This window comes from Pseudorhodoferax sp. Leaf274, from assembly GCF_001422445.1.
In the GTDB taxonomy this organism is placed as follows: Bacteria; Pseudomonadota; Gammaproteobacteria; order Burkholderiales; family Burkholderiaceae_C; genus Pseudorhodoferax.
Window position 1 is genome coordinate 813,132 of the sequence record NZ_LMNA01000001.1, and the last position, 24,600, is coordinate 837,731.

23 protein-coding genes are annotated in these 24,600 nt (G+C 70.5%); 11 read left to right on the plus strand and 12 right to left on the minus strand.

Annotated elements, in window-relative coordinates:
- Positions 1-100: 100 nt before the first annotated feature.
- From creC to ASF44_RS03735, 3 genes are all read right to left on the minus strand, one after another.
- Positions 101-1,552 (minus strand): two-component system sensor histidine kinase CreC, encoded by a 1,452-nt coding sequence (gene creC / locus ASF44_RS03725; protein WP_056897787.1) that lies wholly within the window; start codon positions 1,550-1,552, stop codon positions 101-103.
- Positions 1,549-2,283 (minus strand): two-component system response regulator CreB, encoded by a 735-nt coding sequence (creB, locus tag ASF44_RS03730; RefSeq protein WP_056897788.1) that lies wholly within the window; start codon positions 2,281-2,283, stop codon positions 1,549-1,551. The genes creC and creB overlap by 4 nt, the downstream gene beginning before the upstream one ends.
- 124 nt (positions 2,284-2,407) lie before the next feature.
- Positions 2,408-5,314, minus strand: coding sequence for a C1 family peptidase (locus tag ASF44_RS03735; protein WP_056897789.1), 2,907 nt, complete (start codon positions 5,312-5,314; stop codon positions 2,408-2,410).
- Positions 5,315-5,408: 94 nt separating this feature from the next.
- On the opposite strand from ASF44_RS03735, the gene ASF44_RS03740 reads away from it, so the two are divergent.
- Positions 5,409-5,798, plus strand: a complete 390-nt coding sequence (locus ASF44_RS03740) for a RidA family protein (RefSeq protein WP_056897790.1) — start codon at positions 5,409-5,411, stop codon at positions 5,796-5,798.
- A 36-nt stretch (positions 5,799-5,834) separates the two neighbouring features.
- Here the strand turns inward: ASF44_RS03740 and ASF44_RS03745 are convergent, their stop codons facing one another.
- A complete protein-coding gene (locus ASF44_RS03745; RefSeq protein WP_056898192.1) occupies positions 5,835-6,293 on the minus strand; it encodes an Lrp/AsnC family transcriptional regulator in 459 nt (152 codons plus the stop codon).
- Between the two features lie 130 nt (positions 6,294-6,423).
- Between ASF44_RS03745 and ASF44_RS03750 the strand changes: the two genes are divergently transcribed.
- The 5 genes from ASF44_RS03750 (at position 6,424) to gcvH (ending at position 12,245) form a co-directional block, all read left to right on the plus strand.
- Positions 6,424-7,926 (plus strand): aminotransferase class V-fold PLP-dependent enzyme, encoded by a 1,503-nt coding sequence (locus tag ASF44_RS03750; RefSeq protein ID WP_056898193.1) that lies wholly within the window; start codon positions 6,424-6,426, stop codon positions 7,924-7,926.
- Positions 7,927-8,193: 267 nt separating this feature from the next.
- On the plus strand, positions 8,194-9,195 hold the full coding sequence (locus tag ASF44_RS03755) for a tripartite tricarboxylate transporter substrate binding protein (protein WP_056897791.1): 1,002 nt from the start codon (positions 8,194-8,196) through the stop codon (positions 9,193-9,195).
- Positions 9,196-9,212: 17 nt separating this feature from the next.
- On the plus strand, positions 9,213-10,682 hold the full coding sequence (locus ASF44_RS03760) for an NAD(P)/FAD-dependent oxidoreductase (protein WP_056897792.1): 1,470 nt from the start codon (positions 9,213-9,215) through the stop codon (positions 10,680-10,682).
- A 34-nt stretch (positions 10,683-10,716) separates the two neighbouring features.
- Positions 10,717-11,883, plus strand: coding sequence for a peroxidase-related enzyme (locus ASF44_RS30805; protein WP_082524492.1), 1,167 nt, complete (start codon positions 10,717-10,719; stop codon positions 11,881-11,883).
- The gene (gcvH, locus tag ASF44_RS03770) at positions 11,880-12,245 is read left to right on the plus strand and encodes a glycine cleavage system protein GcvH (RefSeq protein ID WP_056897793.1); all 366 of its coding nucleotides are present in this window, start codon (positions 11,880-11,882) and stop codon (positions 12,243-12,245) included. The genes ASF44_RS30805 and gcvH overlap by 4 nt, the downstream gene beginning before the upstream one ends.
- On the opposite strand, the gene ASF44_RS03775 is transcribed toward gcvH, so the two are convergent.
- The 8 genes from ASF44_RS03775 to ASF44_RS03810 form a co-directional block, all read right to left on the minus strand.
- Positions 12,246-13,580 (minus strand): amidase, encoded by a 1,335-nt coding sequence (locus ASF44_RS03775; RefSeq protein ID WP_304437990.1) that lies wholly within the window; start codon positions 13,578-13,580, stop codon positions 12,246-12,248.
- Positions 13,577-14,293, minus strand: coding sequence for a DUF2848 domain-containing protein (locus ASF44_RS03780; protein ID WP_082524493.1), 717 nt, complete (start codon positions 14,291-14,293; stop codon positions 13,577-13,579). Before ASF44_RS03780 ends, ASF44_RS03775 begins: the two co-directional genes overlap by 4 nt.
- A 17-nt stretch (positions 14,294-14,310) precedes the next feature.
- The gene (locus ASF44_RS03785) at positions 14,311-15,705 is read right to left on the minus strand and encodes a TRAP transporter large permease (protein WP_056897794.1); all 1,395 of its coding nucleotides are present in this window, start codon (positions 15,703-15,705) and stop codon (positions 14,311-14,313) included.
- Positions 15,702-16,325 carry a TRAP transporter small permease subunit gene (locus tag ASF44_RS03790; protein ID WP_056897795.1) on the minus strand — a complete coding sequence of 208 codons (624 nt, stop codon included), beginning with the start codon at positions 16,323-16,325 and terminating at the stop codon, positions 15,702-15,704. The genes ASF44_RS03785 and ASF44_RS03790 overlap by 4 nt, the downstream gene beginning before the upstream one ends.
- Before the next feature lie 4 nt (positions 16,326-16,329).
- Positions 16,330-17,388: a TRAP transporter substrate-binding protein gene (locus ASF44_RS03795; protein WP_056897796.1), complete on the minus strand. Its 1,059-nt coding sequence runs from the start codon at positions 17,386-17,388 to the stop codon at positions 16,330-16,332.
- Positions 17,389-17,428: 40 nt separating this feature from the next.
- Positions 17,429-18,238 (minus strand): putative hydro-lyase, encoded by an 810-nt coding sequence (locus tag ASF44_RS03800; RefSeq protein WP_082524494.1) that lies wholly within the window; start codon positions 18,236-18,238, stop codon positions 17,429-17,431.
- 1 nt (position 18,239) lies between these two features.
- Positions 18,240-18,620, minus strand: a complete 381-nt coding sequence (locus tag ASF44_RS03805) for a hypothetical protein (RefSeq protein ID WP_056897797.1) — start codon at positions 18,618-18,620, stop codon at positions 18,240-18,242.
- A 151-nt stretch (positions 18,621-18,771) separates the two neighbouring features.
- The gene (locus ASF44_RS03810; protein ID WP_056897798.1) at positions 18,772-19,689 is read right to left on the minus strand and encodes a LysR family transcriptional regulator; all 918 of its coding nucleotides are present in this window, start codon (positions 19,687-19,689) and stop codon (positions 18,772-18,774) included.
- Positions 19,690-19,816: 127 nt separating this feature from the next.
- Here ASF44_RS03810 and atzF point away from each other — a divergent pair, with 127 nt between their 5' ends.
- The 5 genes from atzF to ASF44_RS03835 all read left to right on the plus strand — a co-directional run bounded on the left by atzF (position 19,817) and on the right by ASF44_RS03835 (position 24,559).
- Positions 19,817-21,559: an allophanate hydrolase gene (atzF, locus tag ASF44_RS03815; RefSeq protein ID WP_082524495.1), complete on the plus strand. Its 1,743-nt coding sequence runs from the start codon at positions 19,817-19,819 to the stop codon at positions 21,557-21,559.
- 32 nt (positions 21,560-21,591) lie between these two features.
- On the plus strand, positions 21,592-22,599 hold the full coding sequence (locus tag ASF44_RS03820) for an ABC transporter substrate-binding protein (RefSeq protein WP_056898199.1): 1,008 nt from the start codon (positions 21,592-21,594) through the stop codon (positions 22,597-22,599).
- A 5-nt stretch (positions 22,600-22,604) separates the two neighbouring features.
- Positions 22,605-23,432, plus strand: a complete 828-nt coding sequence (locus tag ASF44_RS03825; protein ID WP_056897799.1) for an ABC transporter permease — start codon at positions 22,605-22,607, stop codon at positions 23,430-23,432.
- A gap of 82 nt (positions 23,433-23,514) precedes the next feature.
- The gene (locus ASF44_RS03830) at positions 23,515-24,336 is read left to right on the plus strand and encodes an ABC transporter ATP-binding protein (RefSeq protein ID WP_056897800.1); all 822 of its coding nucleotides are present in this window, start codon (positions 23,515-23,517) and stop codon (positions 24,334-24,336) included.
- A 19-nt stretch (positions 24,337-24,355) separates the two neighbouring features.
- Positions 24,356-24,559, plus strand: coding sequence for a DUF4089 domain-containing protein (locus tag ASF44_RS03835; protein WP_056897801.1), 204 nt, complete (start codon positions 24,356-24,358; stop codon positions 24,557-24,559).
- Positions 24,560-24,600 lie beyond the last annotated feature (41 nt).

The window sequence follows — 24,600 nt, forward strand, 5'->3', positions numbered from 1 at the left end:
GTTCGAAGGATTCGACGCCTGTGTGAAGCCTGTGTGAAGTAGGCGCGGCCCTGGTGGCCACATGGGCACCGCCGTGCCTGGCCGGGACCAGCCGCTTGGCCTAGGCCCGCCGCACCGGCAGCACCAGCGTCGCCAGCGCCCCGCCGCCCGCGGCGTTGTGCAGCGTCGCCTGGCCGCCATGCTGCTGCGCGATCTCGCGCACGAAGGCCAGGCCGAGCCCGGTGCTCTTCTTGCCGCTGTCCGGCCTGGCCAACGAATAGAACTTCTCGAAGACCTTGTTGCGCGCGTATTCCGGAATGCCGGGGCCGTGGTCGCGCACCGTCACATGCGCATGGCGTGCATCGGCGCGCAGGGCGAGGTCGATGCGGCTGCCGGCCGGCGCGAAATCGAGCGCGTTGGCCAGCAGGTTGCTGACGGCGCGCCGCAGCAGGAAGGGGTCGCCCCAGACGCTGGCCGCGGCCTCGACCGCCAGCACGAGCTCCAGCCCGCGCGCGGCGGCGGCGGCCTGGTGGCTGCCGGCCAGTTCCTCCAGCAGCGGCGCCAGCGCCACGGCGCCGGCATGCTCCAGCACGCGCCGGCTTTCCAGCGCGGTGAGCTCCATCATGCGGTCCACGATCTCCTGGATGCGCTGCGTCTCGCGCGTGATGTTGTCCAGGAAATGCGCGCGCGTGCCGGCCGGCATGGCCGGGTCGTCCAGCAGTTCGGCGGCGCCGCGGATGGCCGACAGCGGGCTCTTGATCTCGTGCGTGAGCGTGGCCACATGGTCGGCCATGGTGTTGCGGCCGGTCAGCGCGTCGCGCGTTTCGTGCACGCCGGCGCGCAGCAGGGCCGCGGCATGGCGCAGCATCGGCCGCGGGCGCAGCCGGGGCTGCGTGCGGGCCCAGGCCATGTAGTCGCGCACCAGGCCGAAGGGGCGCACCAGCCAGATGGAGACGATGAGCGCGCCCACCAGCAGCGCCAGGGCCGAGCCCACGCCGACCCAGATCGTGCGCCAGCGCGCGTCCTGCACGAACTTGCCGAAGCTCTGCACGGGCTTGCCCACGCTGACCACGCCGATGGTCACGCGGTCGCGGTTGCGCACCGGCGCCGCCACGTACATGACCGACGTGCTGGCGTCGCTGGTCACGTCGCGCGAAGTGCGCGCGCCGTACAGGCCGTCCAGCGTGTAGCGCACGTCGCGCCAGTCCAGGAAGTTCTCGCCCCGGTGCCGGTTGATGCCGCCACGGTCGGCGTCGAACAGCACGCGGCCTTCGGCATCGGTCACGTACAGGCGCAGGTCCACGCGCGTCTTGCGCAGGCCGTAGATCTCGGCGTCGAACTGGCGCGCGTGGAGCGTGCGCAGCAGCGGCTCCAGCCGTGCCGGGTCGATGCGCCCGCCCTGCAGGTCCTGCTCGACCAGGCTGGCCACGAGGTTGGCGGTGTCGACCAGCGATTCCTCGGCCGATTCGCGGTAGCGTGGGTCGATGTCGCCGACCACGCGGTACAGCAGCAGCGCAATGCCGGCCACGTAGATCGCCAGGATGCCGACGAAGATGCGCGTGCGGCGGCTCACGGCGCGGCGGCGCGGGAGGCGGGCAGGTTCTCGTGCAGCGCGTAGCCGGTGCCGCGCAGCGTGCGGATCGGCTCCACCTCGGGCGCCACCGCCTTGAGCTTGGCGCGCAGCGTCTTCACGTGCGCGTCCACCGTGCGGTCCAGGCTCTGGGCGGCATCGTCCCAGACCATGTCGAGCAGCTCGTCGCGCGTGTAGACGCGGCCGGGCCGCTGCACCAGCAGGGCCAGCAGGCCGTACTCGTAGCGCGAGAGTTCGAGCGGCTGGCCGTAGTAGCGGATCTGCCGGCGCTCGCCGTCGATCTGGAACACGGGTGCCAGCGCAGGCGACGGCGCCGGGGCGCTTGCGCCGCGCGCGCTGCGGCGCAGGATGGTGCGCACGCGCGCCACCAGCTCACGCGGCGAGAAGGGCTTGGCGATGTAGTCGTCCGCACCGAGTTCCAGGCCCACCACGCGGTCGATCTCGTCGCTGCGCGCCGTCAGGAACAGCATGGGCACGGCATCCGCGCCGGGCAGCTCGTGCAGGCGGCGGAACAGCTCGAAGCCGTTCATGTCGGGCAGGCCCACGTCCAGGATGGCCAGGTCCGGCCTGTGCGCGCGGTACTGTGCCAGCGCCTGGCCGGCGGTGGCGCACCAGATGGGCTCGTAGCCGTCGGCGCGCAGCACGTAGGCGAGCGTGTCCGCGATGCCGGATTCGTCCTCGGCGATCAGGATGCGGGGGCGGGCTGCAGACATGGCGGCATGGTAATTGCCGCGAGCCCGTGTCTCCTCTGTTGTCCCTGGCCCGGCCGCTGGCGGCGCCCCCCTGGAGGAAAGAGAGGACTTCTGCACGAAGTGAGAAGTCCAAACGGGGGGCTCGTCAATACCCGCGCAGGTCGTCCACCGCCATCGGCAGCTTCCTGCTCCCGCGGATGCGCTGCAGCGTGCGCGTGACCACCTCCACGTCGTTGTCGAAGCTGCCGTGCGCGGGCGCCTGCGTGGCGATGGGCTGGCCGTCGGCGTCCACGGCCGTGCTGATGCGCTCGGTGTCGAGCACCGTGGTGCGCTTGGCCAGCTCCACCTGCGCGGCGGCGGCGCGCCACGCGGCCAGCGCTTCGCCGGTGTCGGAAGTGCCGTCCCAGCCGCTGTAGCCGGTGTCGTGGATGCGGTCCATCCCCAGGATGGGCAGGCGCATGTCGGTCTCCAGCGCGTTGGAGACGAAGTACAGCAGTGACTTGCGGTACACGGCCGCCACGCTGTCCTTGCGCTCCACGCGGTCGGACAGCACATCGATGTACAGGCGCTCCATCACGTGCGCGTTGCGGGCATAGCGCGCGTTGGCGAAAGGCACGCTGCAGGCCGGCGCATACAGGTGGGCCGAGGCCAGCTTGTCGTGCAGGCCGCCGTCGCGGCCCTCGGCCTTGCGCTGCGCCAGCGCGGCGATCAGGTGGCCCAGCGCGATGGAGCCGGCCGAGTGGCCGACCACGTGCAGCTCGAAGGCATCGCCCCAGGTGCTGGCCAGGGCCTGCAGCGCGTCCAGCAGCAGGTCGCCGCCGCGGCGCGGCGAGAAGGCCAGCTCGGCGTTCTCCTTCATCTCGCTCCAGATGGGCCGCGCCAGCGGGCGCCCGACCGTCTTCTCGAGCAGCAGGTCGGTCTTCTCGCTGATCCACTCGCCGATGCCCGCGCCGGCCAGGCCGCGGTCCTTCTGGCGGCCGTCCTCCAGGATGTTGCCCAGCGTCTCGAACAGGCCCGTCTTCCAGACCAGGAACAGCGGATAGCAGCCGTTGGCCACGAAGTAGCGGCCCATGGCGCTGGCGCGCTTGATGGCCGCGCCCTCGTCGTTGAGGCCGCCGTGCACGTACAGCACGAGCCGCTTGGTCTTGTCCTTCTGCGCGCGGAACCACTCGTCGGGCAGCGTGGTGCACTGGTACTGCAGCTTGCGCGGCTGCTCGTCCTGCGTGAGGTAGCGGCTCACGCGGCCGTCGTTGCCCAGCACCACGCTGTGCTGGTAGGCCAGGCCCTGGTCCCACCACTTGCTGCGGTCGGTGCCGGCCAGCGCGCCGGCCTGGCCGTTGGAGACGGCGAGCCGGCCCGCCACCACGCCCGGCACGCCCAGCGCGACGACCCAGGCGTCCATGCCATTGGCCAGCCAGTCCAGGTAGGTGAGCACGCCGAAGCCGCCCGCGCCCCAGTTGTCGCCCCAGGAGTTCTGCACGATGAAGCCGACGGAATTGAAGCCCACCAGCGCGAAGGCGTGGCCGCCGTCCTGCGAGGGCCGGCCGTCGAACGGGATCGCGGGCAGGTCGGCATGGTCCTGCGGCACGGCGCGGCGCGTGCGCACCTGGTTCCAGCCGTCGTGCGTGAATCCGGAGACGAACACCGCGAAGTGCTGGTGGATGGCGGCCTGCATGTCGGTGATCGACTTGGTGTCGATGCGGTAGTACACGCCCAGCGTGTTCTGCACCGCGCGGTCGGCGAAGCCGTAGCGCGCCGGGTTGGCCTTGTCGGGCGCGTAGGGCCAGTCGCTCTCCAGGCATACGCCGTTGTTGAACCAGCCCTTGAGCGCGCCGCGGCAGCTGGAGCCGTCGTAGTTCTCGCCCTCGTACTCGTCGTGCCGGCGCGCCAGCGTGTAGAGCATGCGCGGGCTGACCGACTCCATCTGCACCGGGTTGCCGGCCTTGACCCAGCGCAGGTAGTTAACCACGCAGGCCAGGCCGAAGCCGGTGCAGGCGCCCTCCTGGCCCTGGTCCAGGATCAGGCCAGCGCCCGTGTAGCCGGGCATGAAGCGGCTGATGTCCTGCGGCGTGGGCACCTGGTCGGGCAGCGTGATGGCGGCGGGCTGGAACATGCGGTCGCGCAGGTCGGCCGCGTCCTTGCGGGTGTGCAGGTTGCGGGGCTTCTTGGGAACGGGCTTGACCGCGGCCAGCGCCGCGGACTTGCCGCCTGCGCGCTTGCCGGCGGCCGTGCGGGGCGGGGCCGGCGGCCAGACCGCCGCAGCGCGCTTGAACACGTCGGAGAAGCTTTCCAGGCCGTGCGATCCACCGTTGACCAGGCGGCGCGCTGCGCGCAGGTCGCCGGCCGCCACGGCGGCGCGGAACTTGGTGGCCTTGTCGGCCAGGAACTGCGCGAGGATGACGGCGGCCACCTCAGGGGCGTTGGCGCGGTCGGGGAAGGCCACTAGGTCGATGCCGATGCGCTTGCCGTAGGTGGCGTAGTTGGCCTTGCCCGTCAGCTGCACGAAGCCGCGGCCGCGGTAGCGCTCGCCGTCGCCGCGCGCGCCGTTGCCGATGTCCTTGCGGGTGTCGTACAGCGAAAACGGGGCGCCGCCGGGCGGGGTGTTGTACTTGGAGGGCATCTCGGCGATCGGCACGAAGCCTTCGGTCTCGGCGCGGATGGTGCCCAGCGCGCCGACGACCATGGCGGTGTCGTCCAGGCCCGCCGCGCCCAGCGCCGCGTCCACATAGGGCAGGTAGCGCGCGATGTTGGCCGGCCGCGTGGCCGGGAACAGGCGGCAGGTGTCGCCGACGTTCAGCGCAGGCTGCAGTGGCACGGGCTGCGCGAGCTCCAGCAGCACCTGGCAGCGCGGGCCGACGATGCCGTCGGCGATCAGGCCCACGCCGGATTGCCAGCGCCGGATGGCGGCGTCGAAGTCGTCGTCGATGGGGCTGCCGGGCGGCGCCGACAGCGAGGGGAAGGCGTTGCCGTCGGCGGCCAGCAGGGTGGCCAGCGTGGCCCGCAGGAGATCGACGTCGCTGCCGGCGTCGCCCTTGGTCAGAAGATGCTTCATGGCTTGTCTCGCTCCGATGGTGGATGGCGGTGCCTATGATCGCGCGCTTGTCCCACTCCTGCGCGTGCCTGTGGTCACCGCATCGGCGAAAGTGATGAGCAACCGTATCCGCATCAGTTCCGGCTCCACCTTCGAGGAGCAGATGGCCTATTCGCGCGCCGTGGTCGATGGCGAATGGGTCTTCGTGTCCGGCACCACGGGCTTCGACTACGGCACGATGGCCATCGAGGACGGCATCGTGGCCCAGGCCGACCAGTGCTTTCGCAACATCGCCGCCGCGTTGGCCCAGGCCGGCAGCAGCCTGGCCGACGTGGTGCGCGTGACCTACGTGCTGCCCGACGCCAGCCTGTTCCCGCAGTGCTGGCCCGTGATGCGCGAGCACCTGGGCGAGGTGAAGCCGGCCGCCATGATGATCAGCGCCGGGCTGGCCGATCCGCGCATGAAGATCGAGATCGAGGTGACGGCACGCAAGCGTGTCCCCTGATGCGTGATCCGGGGCGCGACCCGACAGGCCGCCCGGTCAGGCGTAATCCAGCGGCAGCGCCGTCGTGAACTTGATCTGCTCCATCGCGAAGCTGGAGCTCACGTCGGACAACTCCACCTCGCGGATCAGCCGCTGGTAGACCGCGTCGTAGCCCTTGATGTCGGGCACGACCACGCGCAGCAGGTAGTCGATCTCGCCGCTCATGCGGTAGAACTCGACGATCTCGGGAATGGCCTTCACCACCTCGGTGAAGCGCCTGGCCCATTTCTCGTTGTGCTGGTTGGTGCGCACCGAGACGAACACCGTCACGCCCACGTTGAGCTTGGCCGGGTTCAGCAGTGCCACGCGCTGCTGGATGTAGCCCTCGCGCTCGAGCCGCTGGATGCGGCGCCAGCACGGCGTGGCCGACAGGTGCACCAGCGCGCTGACTTCCTGCAGCGAGGCCGTGGCGTTGGTCTGCAGCGCATCGAGGATGGCCTTGTCGATCTTGTCCAAGGCGGGGCGCGGTTCCATGGGTAGAAATTTCCAGGGTTCAGACGGTTAGGAGAATGGATTTCCACTGATGAGGTGTTATGCGCTGGATTTTGAACCCATGTTGCGCAGCACGGCCTGCAAAATTTTGGCCATGGAAATCTACCTCGACGCCAACGCGACCACGCCGGTGCTCGCGCAGGCCCGCAGCGCGGCGCTGGCCGCCATGTCCGACCTGTTCGGCAATCCCAGCAGTACCCACGCCGCCGGCCTGAAGGCGCGGGCGCTGCTCGACGGCGTACGTGCCAGCGCACGCCGGGTGCTCGGCGTGCCGGGCGGGCGGCTGCTGTTCACGAGCGGCGCCACCGAAGGCATCCAGACCGCCGTGCTGTCCGCGCTGCAGGCGCTGCGCCAACAGCGCGACGCGGGCCAGTCCGTCGCGCCGCTGCTGCTCTATGGCGCGACCGAGCACAAGGCCGTGCCCGAGGCGATCCGGCACTGGAATGCGCTGCTGGGCCTGGACCTGCGCGTGCAGGCGATCCCCGTGGGCCGGGATGGCCGGCACGACCTGGCCTGGCTGCGCAGCCACGCCGCCCAGGCCGGCCTGGTCTGCACCATGGCGGCCAACAACGAGACCGGCGCCATCAGCGACCTGGACGGCATCGCCGCCGCGCTGGCCGGCAGCCCCGCGCTGTGGCTGGTCGATGGCGTGCAGGCCCTCGGCAAGCTGGACTTGCGGCTGGCCGAGCGCCGCATCGATTACGCGCCGTTCTCGGGCCACAAGCTCTACGCGCCCAAGGGCATCGGCATGCTCTACGTGCGCGAGGGCGCGCCGTTCACGCCGCTGCAGGCCGGCGGCGGCCAGGAGGGCGGCCAGCGCGCCGGCACCGAGAACATGGCCGGCATCGCCGCGCTGGGCGCGGTGCTGCAGGCGCTGGAGGCGGGCGACGTGTTCGCCTCCCACGGCACGCTGCAGGCGCACCGCGCGCAACTGGCCGCCGCGCTGCGCGAGGCCTTTCCCGGCGTGGTGTTCAACGCGCCGTTCGAGACCAGCCTGCCGACCACGCTGAACCTCGCGGTGCCGGGCGTCGCGGCGCATGCCCTCATCGCGCTGTTCGACGCGGCCGGCGTGCGCGTGAGCGGTGGCTCGGCCTGCGGGGCCGCGCGTGCCGAGCCCAGCTACGTGCTGCAGGCCATGGGCCTGCCGCACTGGCAGGCCGCGTCGGCCGTGCGCCTGTCTTTCGGTGCCGCCGACGGCGCGGCCTTCGTGCAGGAGGCCTGCGCCCGGCTGCGTGCCTGCGGAGAGGCGCTGCGCGCGGGCCAGGTGCTGGACGACGCCGCGCGTGCCGCGCTGGAGATGGACGCACCGGCCGTGCGCCAGGCGCTGCGGGCGCCCGCCCGGCCGCTGGTGGTCGATGTGCGCGAGGCGGCCGAGCAAAGCCTGCAGCCCGCCACGGATCTCGCCGCCGAGCCGGTGCCGCTGTCGGCGCTGGCCGATGCGCTGGCGCGCTGGCGCAACCTGCCGGCCACCACGCAGGTCATCTTCGTGTGCCGCAGCGGCCGGCGCAGCGCCGAGGCCGCCGATGCGCTGCGGCGCCAGGGCCATGCGAATGCCTGGAGCCTGGCCGGCGGGCTGGCGCAATGGGCCGCGGCGTGACGGCGGCGCGAACGCCCCGGCCCCGGTGCACCGCGATGGCCCCAGGCCTGGGCAGGTTGACGGCCATGCCCGCCATGCACGGCTTGCCGCGCGGGGAAAATTCTTTCCCCTTGGCGCGCGCGCACCGCATGGGTTGGAAAAAATTCTTCTGAGATTCGCCATCCAGTGAAAGAAAAAACCAACGCAATGGGTTGCCATCAGCATGGCTTGCTCAATGGCATGGTGATTGCGTCAATCCGGTTTTTTCAATCTCACCGAGGAATCTTCATGCTGGATCTGTTCAAGAACATGCGCGGCGCCGCGCCCGCCCTGGCCGCCTGCCTGGCGCTGGCCGCCACGGGTGCCCAGGCCGAGGCCAACTGGCCGACCAAGCCCGTCACGCTGATCATGGGTTTCCCGGCCGGTTCGGGCGTGGACGTGGTGGCGCGTGCGATCCAGGATCCGCTCAGCAAGTCGCTGGGCCAGCCGGTCATCATCGACTACAAGTCCGGCGCGGCCGGCAACATCGCCTCCGAGTACGTGGCGCGCGCCAAGGCCGACGGCTACACGCTGTCCTTCGGCACGGCCGCCACGCACGGCAGCAATGCCGCGCTGTACAAGAAGCTGCCCTTCGACGTGGAGGCCGACTTCGTGCCCGTGGCGCCCGTGCTCGACGTTTCCAACGTGCTGACCATCAACCCCAGCGTGATGCCGGTCAAGACGCTCAAGGAGTTCGTCGACCTGGTCAAGGCCAACCCGGGCAAGTACAACTACGCCTCCACCGGCAACGGCGCCGGCACCCACATGGCGTTCGCCGAACTCAATTCACGCCTGGGACTGGACATGGTGCACGTGCCCTACAAGGGCGGCCCCGAGGCGCTGACGGCCGTGGTGCGCGGCGAGACCTGCTGCATCATGAATCAGGTGCAGACCGTGCTGCCGCAGTACAAGGCCGGCACCGTGCGCCTGCTGGCCGTGACCACCGCCAAGCCCGTGGCGGCCGTCTCCGAGGTGCCCACCATTGCGGCCAGCGGCCTGCCCGGCACCAAGGGCTTCGACAGCTCGATCTGGTTCGGCGTGTTCGCGCCCAAGGGCACCGACCCGGCCATCGTCGACAAGCTCAACGCCGCCATCAGCGCCGCCGTGCAGCAGCCGGATGTGCGTGCGCGCTTCGAGAGCCAGGGCAACAGCCTGCGCGTCGAGACACCCGCGCAATTCAAGCAGACCGTGCACGACAACCGCACCAAGTGGGCCGAGGTCGTGAAGGCCGCCAACATCGAACTGAACTGATCCACCGACCACCGTCCATGCCCATTGAAGCCTCCACCACCACCGATCCGAACGCCGGCCTGGCCGCGCTGGAGCAGCGCCTGGTCCAGGACCTGCAGTACCTGGGCCTGCCGCCGCGCGCCTGGGTGCCGCCGCGCACCGTGGACGGGCAGCCGGTGCTGGACGTGGTCGTCATCGGTGGCGGCCAGGCCGGCCTGGCCGCGGCCATTGGCCTGGCGCACCAGGGCATTGCCGCCGTGGTGCTGGACAGGGCCGCGGAGGGCTTCGAAGGCCCCTGGGCGACCACGGCGCGCATGGAGACGCTGCGTTCGCCCAAGGAGCTCGTGGGCCCGGCCATGGGCCTGCCGGCACTGACCTTCCGCGCCTGGTTGGTGGCGCAGTTCGGCGCAGCCGACTGGGAGGCGCTGGACAAGATCCCGCGCCTGCAGTGGATGGACTACCTGCGCTGGGTGCGCCGCGTGATGCGGGTGGACGTGCGCAACGGCACCACCGTCACCGACATCGCGCCGCGCGCCGATGGCGTGGTGCGCCTGGCGCTGCGCACGGCCCAGGGCGCGGGCAGCCTGCTGGCGCGCCGCGTGGTCGTGGCCACCGGGCGCGACGGCCTGGGCGGCCCGGCGCTGCCGGGCTTTCTGCAGGGCGTGCCGCATGCGCTGTGGGCGCATTCGTCCGACCCCAACGACTACGCGGCCCTGCGCGGCAAGCGCGTGGCCGTGGTCGGCGCCGGCTCCTCGGCCATGGACAGCGCGGCCACTGCGCTGGAGAGGGGCGCGGCCAGCGTGGACCTCTTGATCCGCCGCGCCGACCTGCCGCGCGTCAACAAGAGCAAGGGCTCCATCGTGGCCGGCCTTACGCACGGCCACCACGACCTGCCGGACGCCGACAAGTGGCGGCTGCGCCAGTACATCAACGCCACACAGGTGCCGCCGCCGCGCGGCAGCACGCTGCGCGTGTCGCGCAACCCCAACGTGCGCTTCCTGCTGGGCTGCCCGGTGCAGGCCGTGCAGGCCCAGGGCGACGGCCTGGTCGTGCGCACGCCCAAGGGTGCGTTCGACTACGACTTTTTGATCGTCTCCACGGGCTTCCAGATCGACTGGGCGCGCCGGCCCGAGTTCGCACACATCGCGCCGCACATCCGCATCTGGTCCGAGCGCTACCAGCCGCCCGCCGCGCTGCACGACCAGGAGCTGGCCGATTCGCCCGTGCTGGGCCCGGCCTTCGAGTTCCAGGAGAAGACGCCCGGCAGCTGCCCGGGCCTCTCGCACGTGCACTGTTTCTGCTATCCGGCCACGCTGTCGCACGGCGCGCTGGCCGGCGACATTCCCAACATCAGCGACGGTGCGCGCCGGCTGGCGGCCGGCATCGCCAGCCACTTCTACCGCGAAGACTTCGAACAGCACTTCGCCAACCTGCAGGCCTACGCCGAGCCCGAGCTGCTGGGCGACGAGTGGGTGCCCGCCGAGCTGCCGGCCGCCGTGCCGGTGTGATCCCTTCCGCCTTCCCTAGAAAGACAAGACCGACATGACCTCTTCCGAGACTGTGCCCGTGGACGTGATCGACCAGGCCGTGCCGCTGGCCGCAGGCGACGCGCTGTACGCGCTGCGCCGCCAGCGCCCCAAGATCGTCGACGCCACGCAGGGCAGCTATGCCGGCATGTTCGCGCCCACGGTGGCCGGCGTGTCCGTGGTCGAGCGCCTGCTGATCGCCTTGCATGCCTGCCACCTGAGCGGCGCCGCGACGCTGGCCGACCACTACCGCGCACGGCTGCAGGCCGAGGGCGCCGACGCGGCGCTGGTGGCCGCGGCCGAGGGCAACGGGACCGCAGCCGACGCCCGCGTGGCCACGCTGCTGGCCTTCACGGCCAAGCTCATCGTGCGTCCCATCGAGGGCGACCGCCGCGCCGTGCAGTCGCTGACCGGTGCCGGCCTGGCGCCGGCCGCCGTCGTGGCCGTGGGCCAGCTGATCGCCTTCCTGTCCTACCAGATCCGCGTGGTGGCGGGCCTGCAGGCGCTGGCCGCGGCCGGCGGCGAAGGCCCTGCGACGGCGCAGCCGCCCGAGGCGCGCGGGGGCAGCACCGTGGCCAGCCCGATCCGCATCCGCGGCTTCACCAACGAGGTGCTGGACTGGACGCCCTGGGCCGAACCCGTGCGCCTGGAAGACGCCACGCCCGAGCAAATGGCGGCTCTGCACGAGATGAGCCCCACGGCCAAGGACCAGGCCTACTTCCGCCTGCTGGCGCACCAGCCGGAGATGCTGCTGCAGCGCTCCATCGCCTTCAACGCCATCATGTTCGCGCCCGGCGGCATGCCGCGTGCCGAGCGCGAACTGGGCGCCACGGTGGAGTCGCGCCTCAACGGCTGCGTCTACTGCGCCTCGGTGCACGCCCAGCGCTTCGAGCAGCTGGCCAAGCGCAACGATGTGATCGTGCAGCTGTTCGAGGACCCGGCCACGGCCGGCACCAGCGCGCGCGAGAAGGCCATCGTGCAGTTCTCGGCCAAGCATGGCCTGGCGCCGGCAGACATCGGCGCGGCCGATGTGCAGGCGCTGCGCGCAGCCGGCCTCACCGACGGCGAGACGCTGGACCTGGTGCACGCCGTGGCGCTGTTCGCCTGGGCCAACCGGCTCATGCTGAACCTGGGCGAACCCATCCACAAGGACGGCACGCTGGCCGAGAAGGCACGCCTGTGATCCGCTACACCGCAGAGCATTTCTGGGTCCGCCTGGAAGAAGGCGGCACGGCCGTGGCCGGCATCACGCGCCATGCGCAGGACACGCTGGGCGACATCGTCGTGGTCGACGTGACGGCCAGTGGCCGTCAGGCCGAGAACACCGTCATCGGCATGGTCGAGTCGGTCAAGACCGCCTCGGACTTGCACATGCCGCTGGACGCCGAGATCGCCGAGGTCAACGCGGCGCTGGCCGACAACCCGGCCCTGGTCAACGAAGACCCCATGGGCGCGGGCTGGATGCTGCGCCTGGCCCACGTGGACGAGGCCCGCTTCGCCACGCTGCTCGACGAAGCGGCCTACGACGCCCTCACGGGCAACTGATCAGCCCAGCGCGGCCTCGACGGCCAGCGCCACGGCCGCCAGCCGCGCATCGTCGCCGCGCACCGACGACAGCATCAGCCCGGCCGGCAGCTCGCCTGCTTCATGGCAGGGCAGGCTGAACGCGCAGCCGTCCAGGAAGTTGATCGCGAAGGTGTTGCGCAACAGCATGCCGTTGGCCTGGAAGAAGGCCTCGTCCGTGGCCAGCGATTCGATCGAAGGCGCGGCGATCGGCACCGTGGGACACAGCAGCGCGTCGAAGCCCTGCAGCGCGCCCTCCATGCGCGCGATCCAGTCGGCGCGGCGGTGCTGCATGGTGATGTAGTCGGCCGCGCTGACCGTCATGCCCAGGTCGATGCGGGCGGCCACGCGGCTGTCGTAGTCGGCACGGTGTTCGCCGATGGTCGCCCGGTGCACGGCCGCGGCCTCGATCGGCGAGAAGCCGCCCGGCGCGTTGATCTGGGCCACCTCGGCCAGCTCCGCGAGCGTGATGTCCACGACCTGCGCGCCGGCCGCCGACAGCTTGGACACGGCGCGCTGGAAGGCGCGCGCTGTGGGCCGGTCGATGCCGTCGAACATCAGCGTGCTGGGCACGGCGAGGCGCAGGCCCTGCAGTGGGCGGCGGCGCACCTGCAGCGGCGTATCGGCCAGCGCGGCATCGGCCACCAGGCAGTCTTCCACCGAGCGGGCCATGGCGCAGACCGTGTCCAGCGTCTGCGACAGCGGGAAGGCGCCCGTGCGCGGCGTGCGCGATTGCGTGCTCTTGAAGCCCACGATGCCGCACAGTGCGGCCGGGATGCGGATCGAGCCGCCCGTGTCCGAGCCCAGGCCGACGACGGCCAGGCCCAGCGCCACCGACACGGCTGCGCCCGAGGAGGAGCCGCCCGGGATGCGCGCGATGTCCGGATCGGCCGGGTTGCGCGGCGTGCCGTGGTGCGGGTTGATGCCCACGCCCGAGAACGCGAACTCCGTCATGTTGGTCTTGCCGACGATGGCGGCTCCCTGGGCGCGCAGGCGCTGCACGGCCACGCTGTCCTGCGCAGCGGGTGCGGCCCCGCGGCGAACGATGGAGCCGGCCATCGTGGTCTCGCCGGCCACGTCGTAGAGGTCCTTGATGGACACCGGCAGGCCGGCCAACGGCGGCAGTTGTACGCCGGCCTTGCGCGCGGCATCGGCATGGCGGGCGGCGGCCAGCGCGGCGTCGGTGTAGAGCCGGGTGAAGACATGTTCGGCCGATGGCAGCTTCGCGCCCTCCAGTGCCTGCGTGACGAGGGCCTCGTGCGAGGCGTTGCCCGCGTCGAGCCGCGCGCGCATGGCGGCGATGACCGGCCGCGTCACGCAACGACCTCCAGCACGGAGACCGCATACCGGTGCACGATGCTGCGGTTCAGCCGCGGGTCGTGCAGCGTGATCTCCATCTCGGCGGCCGGGCGGATCGCCTCGCCCTTGGCATTGGGCAGCGCGCCCAGGGTTCCACAGGTCATGATGCTTCCTTCTTCGGGAGCTGCATCGTAAATGCCGTCGCGCAGCCCTGCGAGGGGGCGGATCGTCGCCAGCGTTCCCCTCTGGTAGTCGACCCAGCCCCCGTCCTCCAGGATGCGCGAGGACAGTTGCAGTTCGTCCTGGTAGGCCGCCACGTCGGACCAGCGCCAGGCGGCCGTGGCCACGGGCTTGGCACACAGTTGCTTGGAGACGGCGACCGAGTAGGTCTCCACATGCCGGTCGGTGTGGTCCGAGCCCACCGTCAGCCACCAGTCGCCATCGGCGAAGAACAACGTGGGCTCGGCCTCGCCCGAGCTTTGCGCGCCCAGGGCCTCGATCTGCGCGGCCTGGGTCAGCAGCGCTGCGCCCATGCGGTAGTACAGCGGCACGCTCGAGGGCGGGGGCACGCCCAGGGCCTGCAGCTCTTCGATGTGGTGCTGGATGGCGGCGGCGTTGCGGCCGGTCCAGCCCGCGACGATGAGGCGGCGCGGCACGAAGGGCAGCACGCGGGTGGAGCGCACGCCGTCGGCGGCCACGGATTCGCAGGCGAAATGGAGGGTGTTGGTCATGGTGAGGAACGCAGGGTTTACATGGCCACGCTGGGCAGCCAGAGCGCGATGGCCGGGAACACCATCAGCACGACGATGGCCAGCATGTAGACGAGCATGAAGGGCATGACGCCGGAGAACACGTCGGTGATGGGCCCGGGCTGGCGCCGCATGCCCTGCAGCACGTAGAGCACGGTGCCGTCGGGCGGGCTGATCATGGCGATCTCCACCAGCATGGTGATGACCACGCCGAACCAGATCGGGTCGTAGCCCAGCGCCGTGACGACCGGGAACACCAGCGGGATCGTGGTGATGACCATGGCCATGCCTTCCATGAAGGTGCCCATGGCGATGTAGAAGCCGATGATCACCAGCATCACCACCCAGCCCGGGAATGGCAGCTCGGTCAGGAACTTGGCCAGCATCTGCGGGATGCCCAGGGACGACAGGATGTAGTTCAGGAAGTAGGCCCCGAACAGGATCAGCGCGATCATCGAGGTGGTGCGCGCCGTGGCGTGCATGGACTCGGCCAGCATCTTCCACTGGAGCTTGCGGTCCACCAGGGCCAGCACCAGGCTGCCGGCCACGCCGAGCGCCGCTGACTCCGTGGGCGTGGCCCAGCCCGCGTAGATGGTGCCCAGCACCAGCGCGATCAACAGCGCGGTCGGCACCAGGTCCGACAGGCTGGCCAGGCGCTGGGCGGCAGTCGGCTTGGCACCGCCGGCATCCCCATGCAGCTTGAGCTTCCAGCTGTAGTACAGGATCACGGCCAGGAACAGCACGATCACGAGGATGCTCGGCCCCACCGCCGCCAGGTACAGCGCGCCGACCGAGGTCTCGGTCAACAGGCCATAGATGATGAAGGTGATGCCGGGCGGGATCAGGTTGCCGAGGGCACCGCCGGCCGCCAGCGAGCCCAGCACCAGCTTCGGCGGATAGTGGCTCTTCTCGAAGTAGGGCAGCGCCACCGAGCCCATGGTCGCGGCCGTGGCCACGCTGGAGCCGGCCACGGCCGAGAACACGCCGCAGGACACGATGTTGGTGTGCAGCAGCCCGCCGGGCAGCCGGCCCATCCAGACGTTCATGGCGCGGTACAGGCGCTCGGAGAGCCCTGCGCGCAGCATGATCTCGCCCATCAGCAGGAACAGCGGCACCGAGACCAGCACGAAGTTGGTCGAGGGGTTCCAGATCATCTCGCCGATGAAGTTCCAGAACGGCCGGTCCGACAGGCCGAAGCCGGCCAAGAGCGACAGCAGCGCGAGCGCAGCGCCCACGTAGATGCCACCGGCGAAGAAGCCGACGAAGGCCGCCAGCACGCTGGCCAGCGCCCACCAGGGCACGGCGGCCGCGGTCGAGGCCGGCACCTGCACGCCGAACAGCGAGGCGCCGCCGATGAGCAGGCCGATGGCGACGATGAAGACGATGGCGATCATGCGGGCACCTTGGCGGTGTTGGTTGTCGTGGGGGAGGGGCCTCCCATGCCCTGCTGCGCGTCGGCCACGGCCTCCAGGGTCTCGGCCGCCTCGTCGATGTAGGTGCGTGCCATCAGCATGCGGTCCATGCCATCGGCATCACCCGTGGCCAGCTGGCGCACGGCGCGCGCGGCCATGGCCAGCACCGCCAGCAGCAGCAGGCTCAGTCCTGCGGCCCACAGGCCTTGCGGGATCGCCAGCGGCGTGTGCATGGCCGACAGGTCGGTCGAGCCGAAGTCGTACGAGTCCTTGGCCAGCGAGAACGCGCCGTAGACGAAGAAGCATGTCGCCACCAGCAGCGCGGCCAGCGAGGCGAGGTGCAGCCACACGCGCACCTGGAGCGGCAGCTTCTGCACCAGCACGTCGATGCGTACGTGGCCGCGCTCGAACAGCGTGCCGGCCAGGCCCCAACTCATGCCGACCGCCATCAGGTAGCCGGTCAGCTCGGCCGTGGCCTCGGTCGAGAAGCCCAGCAGCCGCCGGGCCAGGATGTCGAAGCAGATCAGGGCGGTGATCAGCAGGTAGCACCAGCCGGCGACGGTCATCGCGCGGCGGCTCAGCCATTCGAGCGCGCGGAACATGGTCTTACTTCACCGCGCTGTACTTGATGCCCGTGATGGGCGCGATCACGTCGTTGTAGACGCCTTCGCAGCGGCCACCGCAGCGCTTGATCCAGCCCGGCAGCACCTCGCCGGCCAGGTGCTGCTGCAGCGAGGCGGCGACGTTGGCGGCGGGCTTCACCTCGGCCATGGGCTTCTTCATCAGCGTGTGCATCTTGCAGCCGTCGGCGCGGCCGACATTGCAGGCGATGCCGTCGTCGGTGGCTTCGACGCCCAGCGTCCACTGCGCTTCCTGCACTTCGGCGAAGGTCTTCTCGAACTGCGCGCGGATGGCCGGGTCGAGCTTGTTCCACCAGCCCAGGTTGACGAAGTAGCCGGCCGTGGACCAGGACACCGGCATGGTGTAGAGGTGCGTGGTGACCTCGGGCCACTTGACGCCGTTGCCCGAGCCCGCGCCCGTGATGCCGCAGTCCACCGTGCCGCGCTCCAGCGCCGTGTAGACCTCGCCGAAGGCCAGCGAGACGGGCTGGCCGCCGTAGGACTTGATCAGGTCGGAGGCCGACGGGCCGTTGGTGCGCACCTTCAGGCCCTTGAGGTCCTCCAGGCCCGTGATGGGCTTGCGGCAGAACAGCATCTGGCCCGAGAACGGATAGGTGGCAACGAGCTTGATGCCCAGGCGCTCGAGCTCCTTGTTGGCCACCGGCACCATGGCGTCAGCCACCTTGCGGGCCTGCTTGATGTCGATGTTCATGCCGGCCAGGTCCACGCCGTCCAGCATGGGCACGTCGCCCGAGACCGTGGTCAGCGGGCCGGCCGCGATGTCGACCTGGCCCGAGCGCACCAGGCGCAGCACCTCGGGGCCGTTGACGTTGCGCTCGGGCCAGGACGACAGCGTGATCTCCACGCGGCCGTTCGTGGCCTTGGCCATGCCGTCGCGCAGCAGCGGCTGGTCGACCTTGGTGTACTGCGGCAGGTTGGGGGCTACCTGCGTGATGGCCTGCACGGCAATCTTGGGTTGGGCTGCGGCGAGCGTGGCGGCCAGGGTCAGCGTGGCGGCGGCGAGAAGTTTGAACGGGGCTTGCATGGGCGCTCCTTGGAGGGGATGGGGACGGGGCAGGGAGGGGTCAAAAACTGGCGATGCGGTGGTTCAGCAGATCGGTCACGAGCATGCAGCCGGGCGCGTGCGTGATGCAGAAAGCGGGCCGTGCCGCCATCACCACGGCCTGCGGCGTCACGCCGCAGGCCCAGAACACGGGCAGCTCATCGCCGGCCACGGCCAAGGCGTCGCCGAAGTCGGGGCGGGCCAGATCGGCGATGCCGATCAGCGTGGGGTCGCCGATGTGCACGGGCGCACCATGTACCTGCGGAAAGCGCGAGGTGACCTGCACGGCGCGGATCGCATCGGCGGCCTTCATCGGCCGCATCGAGACCACCAGCGGACCGTGGAACACGCCGGCGGCCGCTGTCGGTACGTTGGTGCGGTACATGGCCACGTTGCGGCCCTCGGCCACGTGGCGCAGCGGCACGCCGGCCTCCAGCAGCGCCTCCTCGAACGAGAACGAGCAGCCGATCGCGAAGCCGACCAGGTCGCCACGCCACAACGCCGTGATGTCGTCGATCTCGTCCACGAGAACGCCGTCGCGCCAGATGCGGTAGCGCGGCAGGTCGCTGCGCAGGTCCAGGCCCTCGCCCAGCGTGGGCAGCAGCGGGTCGCCGGGCTCGGTCACGGCCAGCAACGGGCAGGGCTTGGGGTTGCGCTGGCAGAACCGCAGGAAGTCGTCGGCCTGCGCCCGCGGCAGGATGGCCAGGTTGGCCTGCACGTGCCCGGGCGCCATGCCGGCGGTGTGGCCGTTGTAGGCGCCCGTGCGCATGAGGTGGCGCGCGGCGCGGCCGTCGGGCGCGCTGTGGGCGAGGGCGGAGCGTGGGATGGCCATGTCAGTAGTAGCTGATCTCGAACAGCACGCAGCCGCCGCGCGTGGTGAACGGGCCGTGCAGCGCGCCGGGCGGGCGGCAGGCGAAGGTGTAGGCGCCGAAGCGCTCGCCGCCCTGGCCCTCGGCATCGCAGCCGACCACGAAGTCGCCCTCGACGATGAAGACCTCCTCGTGGAAGTCGTGCACGACCGGGCGGTCGATGAGCGCGCCGGCTGACCAGCGGGCCAGCCGCGTGCGCGAGCCGGTGCCGCTGTCGGGGTCGAAGTTGTCGGCCAGCACGATCTCTTCGATGCGGCCGGCGCTGGAGGGCACGGGTGTCCAGGCCGCGTCGCTGCGGTCGATGGCGAAGAACTCGCGGTGGATTCTGAAGCGGGGTGTCGGCATGGGGGCGCAGTGTTGTCGCGCCCCCTACCCCGGTCAAACGGGAAATTCTTGTGCCGGTCCAACAGATTTGGTGATGGCACAAGGCTGGCGCATGCCGCGCCCCAGGCTGGGGCCGAAGGTGCACCCGCGGGGTGCGGGAAAACCCCTGTGACTACGGCGCCAGGATGTCCGGCCGGCTCGCCGCGACGAAGTCGTCGCTGGCCGATTGCGCCATGGCCACCAGCGCCTCGGCCATGGGCGAGGCCGGCTCCATGCGGAAGCTGGCCACCAGCGGCAGCGGCGCGGGCAGCGGGGTCACGTCCAGCAACACGAGCCGTCCCTGCTCCAGGTCCTGCTGGATCGCGCCGATGGGCAGCAGCGCGGCGCCGAAGCCCGAGCGCGCCATGTCCACCATGGCGCCCAGCGAAGAGAAGTAGCTCACGCGCAGGTTGCTGCAGCCGGCCGTGTTCTGCGCGATGTTGCGGTAGACACTGGACTCGCGGTGGAACGAGATGATGGGGTGCTGCGCGATGTCGGCGAACGAGAGCTGCGTGCGCGTGGGAAAGCTCAGCGCGCGCGCCGGGCTGGCCACCCAGCCCATCGCGAAGTTGGCCAGCCGCCGGTTGTCGATGAAGCCCTGGGTGATCTCTTCGGACAGCACGGCGCAGTCCAGCGTGCCGCGCAGCAGTTCGTCGCGCAGGCGCGGCGTGGTGTCCGAGATCAGCTCCAGCGTGGCATTGGGATAGCGCTCGGCGAAGCGCGACAGCAGCGCGGGCAGCCAGGTGTGGGCGATGGTCTCGATCACGCCGATGCGCAGCATGCCCGCGAAGGCCTCGGGCTGGCCCATGGCGGCCATCATGCGGGCCTGCAGCTCGATCATGCGCTCGGCATGCGGCATGAGCTCGGTGCCGTGCCGGTTCAGCATCACGCCGCGGTGCTCGCGCTCGAACAGGCGCACGCCGAACTGCTCCTCCAGCGTGGCGATGCGGCTGGAGATGCCGGCCTGCGTGGTGTGCAGCTTCTCGGCCGCGGCCTTGAAGCTGCCCAGCTTGGCCACCCAGACGAAGGCTTCGAGGAAACGCACGTTCATGGCAGCGGCGTGGGGAGGGACGGGAGGGGGCGCCAAGCTTAGCGGATGCGCCGTGCTGGGCGCGGCTCTTGGCGCTGCGCGCTGCGGCAGCAACCATGGCACGCCGCTTGCATCTCATCATGTACACATGATTGGATGCGTCAAAGTGGTGCAAATCGAATCTTCCCCCCCAAGCGCGGCCACCGCGGCCACCGCCCCGCTCGCCAAGCCCGAGAACGCCTGGATCTCCCGCGCGTCCTCTCCCGTGCAGACGGCCACCAGCGGCCCGCTGGCTGGTTTGGCGTTCGCGGCCAAGGACAACATCGACGCGGCCGGCTTCGCCACCACCGCGGCCTGCCCGGCCTTCGCCTACCAGCCCGCGCAACACGCCAGCGTGGTGCAGCGCCTGCTCGATGCCGGTGCGGCGCTGCTGGGCAAGACCAACCTCGACCAGTTCGCCTGCGGCCTGAACGGCACGCGCTCGCCCTACGGGCCGGTGCCCAATGCCATCGATCCGGCCTATGTGTCGGGTGGCTCCAGCTCGGGCTCGGCCTATGTGGTGGCCACGGGCGAGGCCGATTTCGCGCTGGGCACCGACACGGCCGGCTCGGGCCGCGTGCCGGCGGGGCTCAACAACATCGTGGGCATCAAGCCCAGCAAGGGCCTCGTCAGCACGTGCGGCGTGGTGCCGGCCGCGCAGAGCGTGGACTGCGTCTCCATCTTCGCGCGCACGGTCGATGTGGCCGCCCGCGTGCTGGCCGTGGCCCAGGGCTACGACGCGCACGACCCGTACGCGCGCCGGCTGCCCCTGGCCACCACGCCGCTGCCGGCCGCGTTCCGCTTCGGCGTGCCGGCGCCGCTGGAGTTCCATGGCGACGCGCTGGCCGAACAGGCCTTCGCCCAGGCCATCGAAGGCCTGCGCGCGCTGGGCGGCACGCCCGTGCAGATCGACTACGCGCCGCTGGCCGGCGCTGCTGCGCTGCTGTACGAGAGCGCACTGGTGGCCGAACGCTACGCGGCCGTGCGCGGCTTCGTCGATGCGCACGACGACCGGATCGTCGAGCCCGTGCGCGGAATCCTGCTGGCCGGCAAGGGCTACGGCGCGGCCGACCTCGTGGACGCCCAGGCCCGGCTGCGCGCCTTCGGCCAGCAGGCCGCCGCCATGTGGGAGGGCATCGACGTGCTGCTGGTGCCCACGGCGCCGACCCACTACACGGTGGCGCAGATGCTGGCCGACCCGGTGGTGCTGAACCGCAACCTGGGCGCCTACACCAACTTCGTCAACCTGCTGGACTACGCCGCCATCTCCGTGCCCAGTAGCCTGCGGCCCGACGGCCTGCCCTTCGGCATCACGCTGATCGGCCCGGCCGGCAGCGACTGGCAACTGGCCGACCTGGGCCAGCGCTACCACCACGCCACGGGGTTGACGCAGGGCGCCACCGGCGCGCCGCTGCCGGCGCCCAGGCCCATCGCGGCGCTGCAACCCGCCGCGACGGTGGACGTGGTCGTCGTCGGCGCCCACCTGTCGGGCCTGCCGTTGAACGGCCAGCTGACCGAACGCGGCGCCGTGCTGCTGCGCACTGCGCACACGGTGCCCGACTACCGCCTGTTCGCGCTGCCCGGCACCGTGCCGCCCAAGCCCGGCCTGCTGCGCGTGGCGCCGGGGCAGGGCACGTGCATCGCGGTGGAGGTCTGGCGCATGCCGGCCAGCACCTACGGCAGCTTCGTCGCGCTGATCCCGCCGCCGCTGGGCATCGGCACCCTGCTGCTGGCCGACGGCAGCGCGCTGCAGGGATTCGTGTGCGAACCCATCGGCCTGGAGGGCGCCCAGGACATCAGCCATTTCGGCGGATGGCGCGCGTTCCTGCAATCGCGCGCCGCCGCTTCCTGATCCTTCACCGACCGTCCTTGCTGGAGAACGCCATGCTGACCCGACCCGCTTCCCCGTCCCCGGCGCGCCGCCGCCTGCTCAAGACCGCGGGCGCTTCGGCCGCGCTGGCCACGCTCGGCGCGCCGCTGGCGCTGCATGCCCAGGCCGGCCCCAAGCTCCGCATCGGCTACTGGCCCATCGCGGCCGGCCTGCCGTTCTATGCCGCCGTGGAGCTGGGCTACTTCAAGGAGGCCGGCCTGAACGTGGAGCCGCTCAAGTTCGCCGGCGCCCAGCAGATCATGGAGGGCATGCTGTCCGACCGCTGCGATGGCAGCGCCAACGGCACGGGCTCGGCCAACATCGCCATCGGCGAGATCGCCGCGCCCGGCAGCTTCAAGATCTTCTGCTCCAACCCCAGCAACGCCAAGCACGTGCTGGACGAAGTCATCGTGCCGGCGGGCAGCACGGCCAAGACCATGGCCGACCTGAAGGGCAAGCGCGTGGGCTCGGGCCCCGGCATCCAGAACGTGACGCTGGCCAAGACCGTGCTCGAGCGCGGCGGCGCCACGGGCGCCACGGTGGTCGAGCTGCCCATCGGCCAGCACGTCGCGGCGCTCGCGGCAGGCCAGCTCGACGGCTGCTACACGCTGGAGCCCACCGGCACCATCGGCCGCATGAACGGCACCACCCGGGTGCTGGAGGCCGGCGTGATCGCCCGGTACGTGCTGGGCGACCCGATGGCGCCGTGGTTCGGCGGCTCGGCCTCGCTCACGTCGGCCTTGATCAAGAAGAACCCGGCCGAGGCGAAGAAGTTCATCGCCGCCTACGCCAAGGGCGTGGCCTACGTGCGCAGCAAGCCCGACGAGGCACGCCAGTACATGAAGGGCTACACCGCCATCGAAGGCCCGCTCACCGGCGAGGTGCCGCTGGCCGCCTACATGATGTACGACGAATTCAAGCCGGCCGACATCGCGCACTTCCAGAAGTTCTTCGACCTGTTCAGCGAGAAGGGCATCTTCTCGTCGCGGCTCATGGTCGAGACCATGCTCTACAAGGGTTGACCGCGATGTCGGCCACCCCCTCCACCGCCAAGCCCTGGACGCCGCCGGCGGCCCAGGCCACGGCCAGCGCGCCCAGGCCTGCGGCCTGGAACAAGGCGCTGCCCTTCATCGGCCCGGTCGTGCTGTTCATCCTATGGGACCTCGCGGTGCGCACCGGCATGATCAAGGCGCTGCTGCTGCCGCCGCCGCTCGACGCGCTCGGCACGCTGGCCAAGGGCCTGTGGGGCGGGCCGCTGTTGACGGACTTCGCCGTCACCGTGTGGCGCACGTTGCAGGCCTTCCTGATCGCCGCCGTGGTCGGCATGCCGCTGGGCGTGCTGCTGGGCAGCAACGAGAAGGCCTACCGCAGCGTGGAGTTCCTGATCGACTTCTTCCGCTCCACGCCCAGCTCGGCGCTGATCCCGCTGTTCCTCATGATCTTCGGCGTCTCCGACGTCAACAAGATCGCCATCGCGGCCTTCGGCGCCTTCCTGATCGTGGTGTTCAACAGCGCCTACGGCGTGATCAACGCGCGCAAGCAGCGCGTGATGGCGGCCAAGGTCATGGGTGCCACGCGCTGGCAGGTGTTCAAGGACGTGCTGCTCTGGGAAAGCCTGCAGCCCAGCTTCGTCGGCCTGCGCTCGGCCGTGTCGATGGCGCTGGTCATCGTGATCGTGGCCGAGATGTTCATCGGCGCCGACTCGGGCCTGGGCAACCGCATCATCAACTCGCAGCAGGTCATGAACGTGCGCGACATGTACGCGTCCATCCTCGCGGCGGGTGCCCTGGGCTACGCGCTGAACATCCTGTTCCTGGTGCTGGAACGCAAGATCGTGCATTGGAGCGGACGATGACCCCCACGCTTGTCATTACGTGTACTGCGCTGCCCCCCGAGGGGCCCCAAGCCTTCTTGGGGCGGCCCGGCGGAGGCTTGTCATGAGCGCAGTCCTGAACGCCCCGGTGTTTGCCGACGTCCCCAAGCCGGCTTTCCAGCCCGGGCCGGCCGGCACCCACATCACGATCCGCGGCCTGACCAAGTACTTCGCGGGCTGGCCGCTGTACGAGAACTTCGACCTCGACATCCCCAAGCACAAGATCGTCTCGGTGTTCGGCCCCAACGGCTGCGGCAAGAGCACGCTGATCAACATGATCGCCGGGCTGATTCCCATCGATGCAGGCGAGATCCTGTTCGACGGCAAGAGCCTCAAGGACACGAAGATCGGCTACGTGTTCCAGAACTACCGCGAGGCCATGTTCCCGTGGATGCGCACCATCGACAACATCGCCTACCCGCTCAAGCTGGCCGGCAAGAGCAAGGTCGAGGTGGACCGGCGCATGGCCGAGCTGGTGGCCAGCTTCGATGTGAAGTTCGACCTGAACCGCTACCCCTACGAGATGTCGGGCGGGCAGCAGCAGACGGCCTCGATCATGCGGGCGCTGGCGCCCAACCCCGAGGTGCTGTTCCTGGACGAGCCGTTCTCGGCCCTGGACTTCGAAATGACGCTGTTCATCCGCGAGAAGCTGCAGGAGGTGTTCATGCAGACCGGCACCACCATGCTGCTGGTCTCGCACGATCTGGAAGAGGCCGTGTACCTGGCCGACGAGGTGCTGCTGCTGACCAAGCGGCCGACCAAGGTGGCAGAGATCTTGCCTTACACCGACCCGCGACCGCGCACCGTGGCCACGCTGTCGGAGCCCAGCTTCATCAGTGCCAAGAAGCTCAGTCTGGAGATTTTCCAGCGGGAAGTGCGGCGTTGATGTTGGCAAGGAGAGTTCGTTGACCCCACAGCAGATCGAAGCCTATGTGGACGCCGTGGCGCCCGCCCTGGGCCTGACCCTGGACCCCGCGCACCGCCCCGGCGTGCTGCAGTTCATGGCGCTGGCGGCCGGCATGGCCGACACCGTGGCGCGCGTGCCGCTCGCGCCGCACGACGAGACGGCGGTGCATTTCACGCCCATCGCGCCCGAGGACCTGGCATGAGCACCGCCGGGCCGCCCCAAGGTGCTCAGCACCGCAGCGCG

What these genes read in the sequence shown, in the direction of transcription:
- creB (WP_056897788.1), bottom strand. Translation starts at nt 2,283, where the DNA reads ATGTCTGCAGCCCGCCCCCGCATCCTGATCGCCGAGGACGAATCCGGC.
- ASF44_RS03735 (WP_056897789.1), bottom strand. Translation starts at nt 5,314, where the DNA reads ATGAAGCATCTTCTGACCAAGGGCGACGCCGGCAGCGACGTCGATCTC.
- ASF44_RS03740 (WP_056897790.1), top strand. Translation starts at nt 5,409, where the DNA reads ATGAGCAACCGTATCCGCATCAGTTCCGGCTCCACCTTCGAGGAGCAG.
- ASF44_RS03750 (WP_056898193.1), top strand. Translation starts at nt 6,424, where the DNA reads ATGGAAATCTACCTCGACGCCAACGCGACCACGCCGGTGCTCGCGCAG.
- ASF44_RS03755 (WP_056897791.1), top strand. Translation starts at nt 8,194, where the DNA reads ATGCTGGATCTGTTCAAGAACATGCGCGGCGCCGCGCCCGCCCTGGCC.
- ASF44_RS03760 (WP_056897792.1), top strand. Translation starts at nt 9,213, where the DNA reads ATGCCCATTGAAGCCTCCACCACCACCGATCCGAACGCCGGCCTGGCC.
- ASF44_RS30805 (WP_082524492.1), top strand. Translation starts at nt 10,717, where the DNA reads ATGACCTCTTCCGAGACTGTGCCCGTGGACGTGATCGACCAGGCCGTG.
- ASF44_RS03780 (WP_082524493.1), bottom strand. Translation starts at nt 14,293, where the DNA reads ATGACCAACACCCTCCATTTCGCCTGCGAATCCGTGGCCGCCGACGGC.
- ASF44_RS03785 (WP_056897794.1), bottom strand. Translation starts at nt 15,705, where the DNA reads ATGATCGCCATCGTCTTCATCGTCGCCATCGGCCTGCTCATCGGCGGC.
- ASF44_RS03790 (WP_056897795.1), bottom strand. Translation starts at nt 16,325, where the DNA reads ATGTTCCGCGCGCTCGAATGGCTGAGCCGCCGCGCGATGACCGTCGCC.
- ASF44_RS03795 (WP_056897796.1), bottom strand. Translation starts at nt 17,388, where the DNA reads ATGCAAGCCCCGTTCAAACTTCTCGCCGCCGCCACGCTGACCCTGGCC.
- ASF44_RS03800 (WP_082524494.1), bottom strand. Translation starts at nt 18,238, where the DNA reads ATGGCCATCCCACGCTCCGCCCTCGCCCACAGCGCGCCCGACGGCCGC.
- ASF44_RS03805 (WP_056897797.1), bottom strand. Translation starts at nt 18,620, where the DNA reads ATGCCGACACCCCGCTTCAGAATCCACCGCGAGTTCTTCGCCATCGAC.
- ASF44_RS03810 (WP_056897798.1), bottom strand. Translation starts at nt 19,689, where the DNA reads ATGAACGTGCGTTTCCTCGAAGCCTTCGTCTGGGTGGCCAAGCTGGGC.
- atzF (WP_082524495.1), top strand. Translation starts at nt 19,817, where the DNA reads ATGATTGGATGCGTCAAAGTGGTGCAAATCGAATCTTCCCCCCCAAGC.
- ASF44_RS03820 (WP_056898199.1), top strand. Translation starts at nt 21,592, where the DNA reads ATGCTGACCCGACCCGCTTCCCCGTCCCCGGCGCGCCGCCGCCTGCTC.
- ASF44_RS03825 (WP_056897799.1), top strand. Translation starts at nt 22,605, where the DNA reads ATGTCGGCCACCCCCTCCACCGCCAAGCCCTGGACGCCGCCGGCGGCC.
- ASF44_RS03830 (WP_056897800.1), top strand. Translation starts at nt 23,515, where the DNA reads ATGAGCGCAGTCCTGAACGCCCCGGTGTTTGCCGACGTCCCCAAGCCG.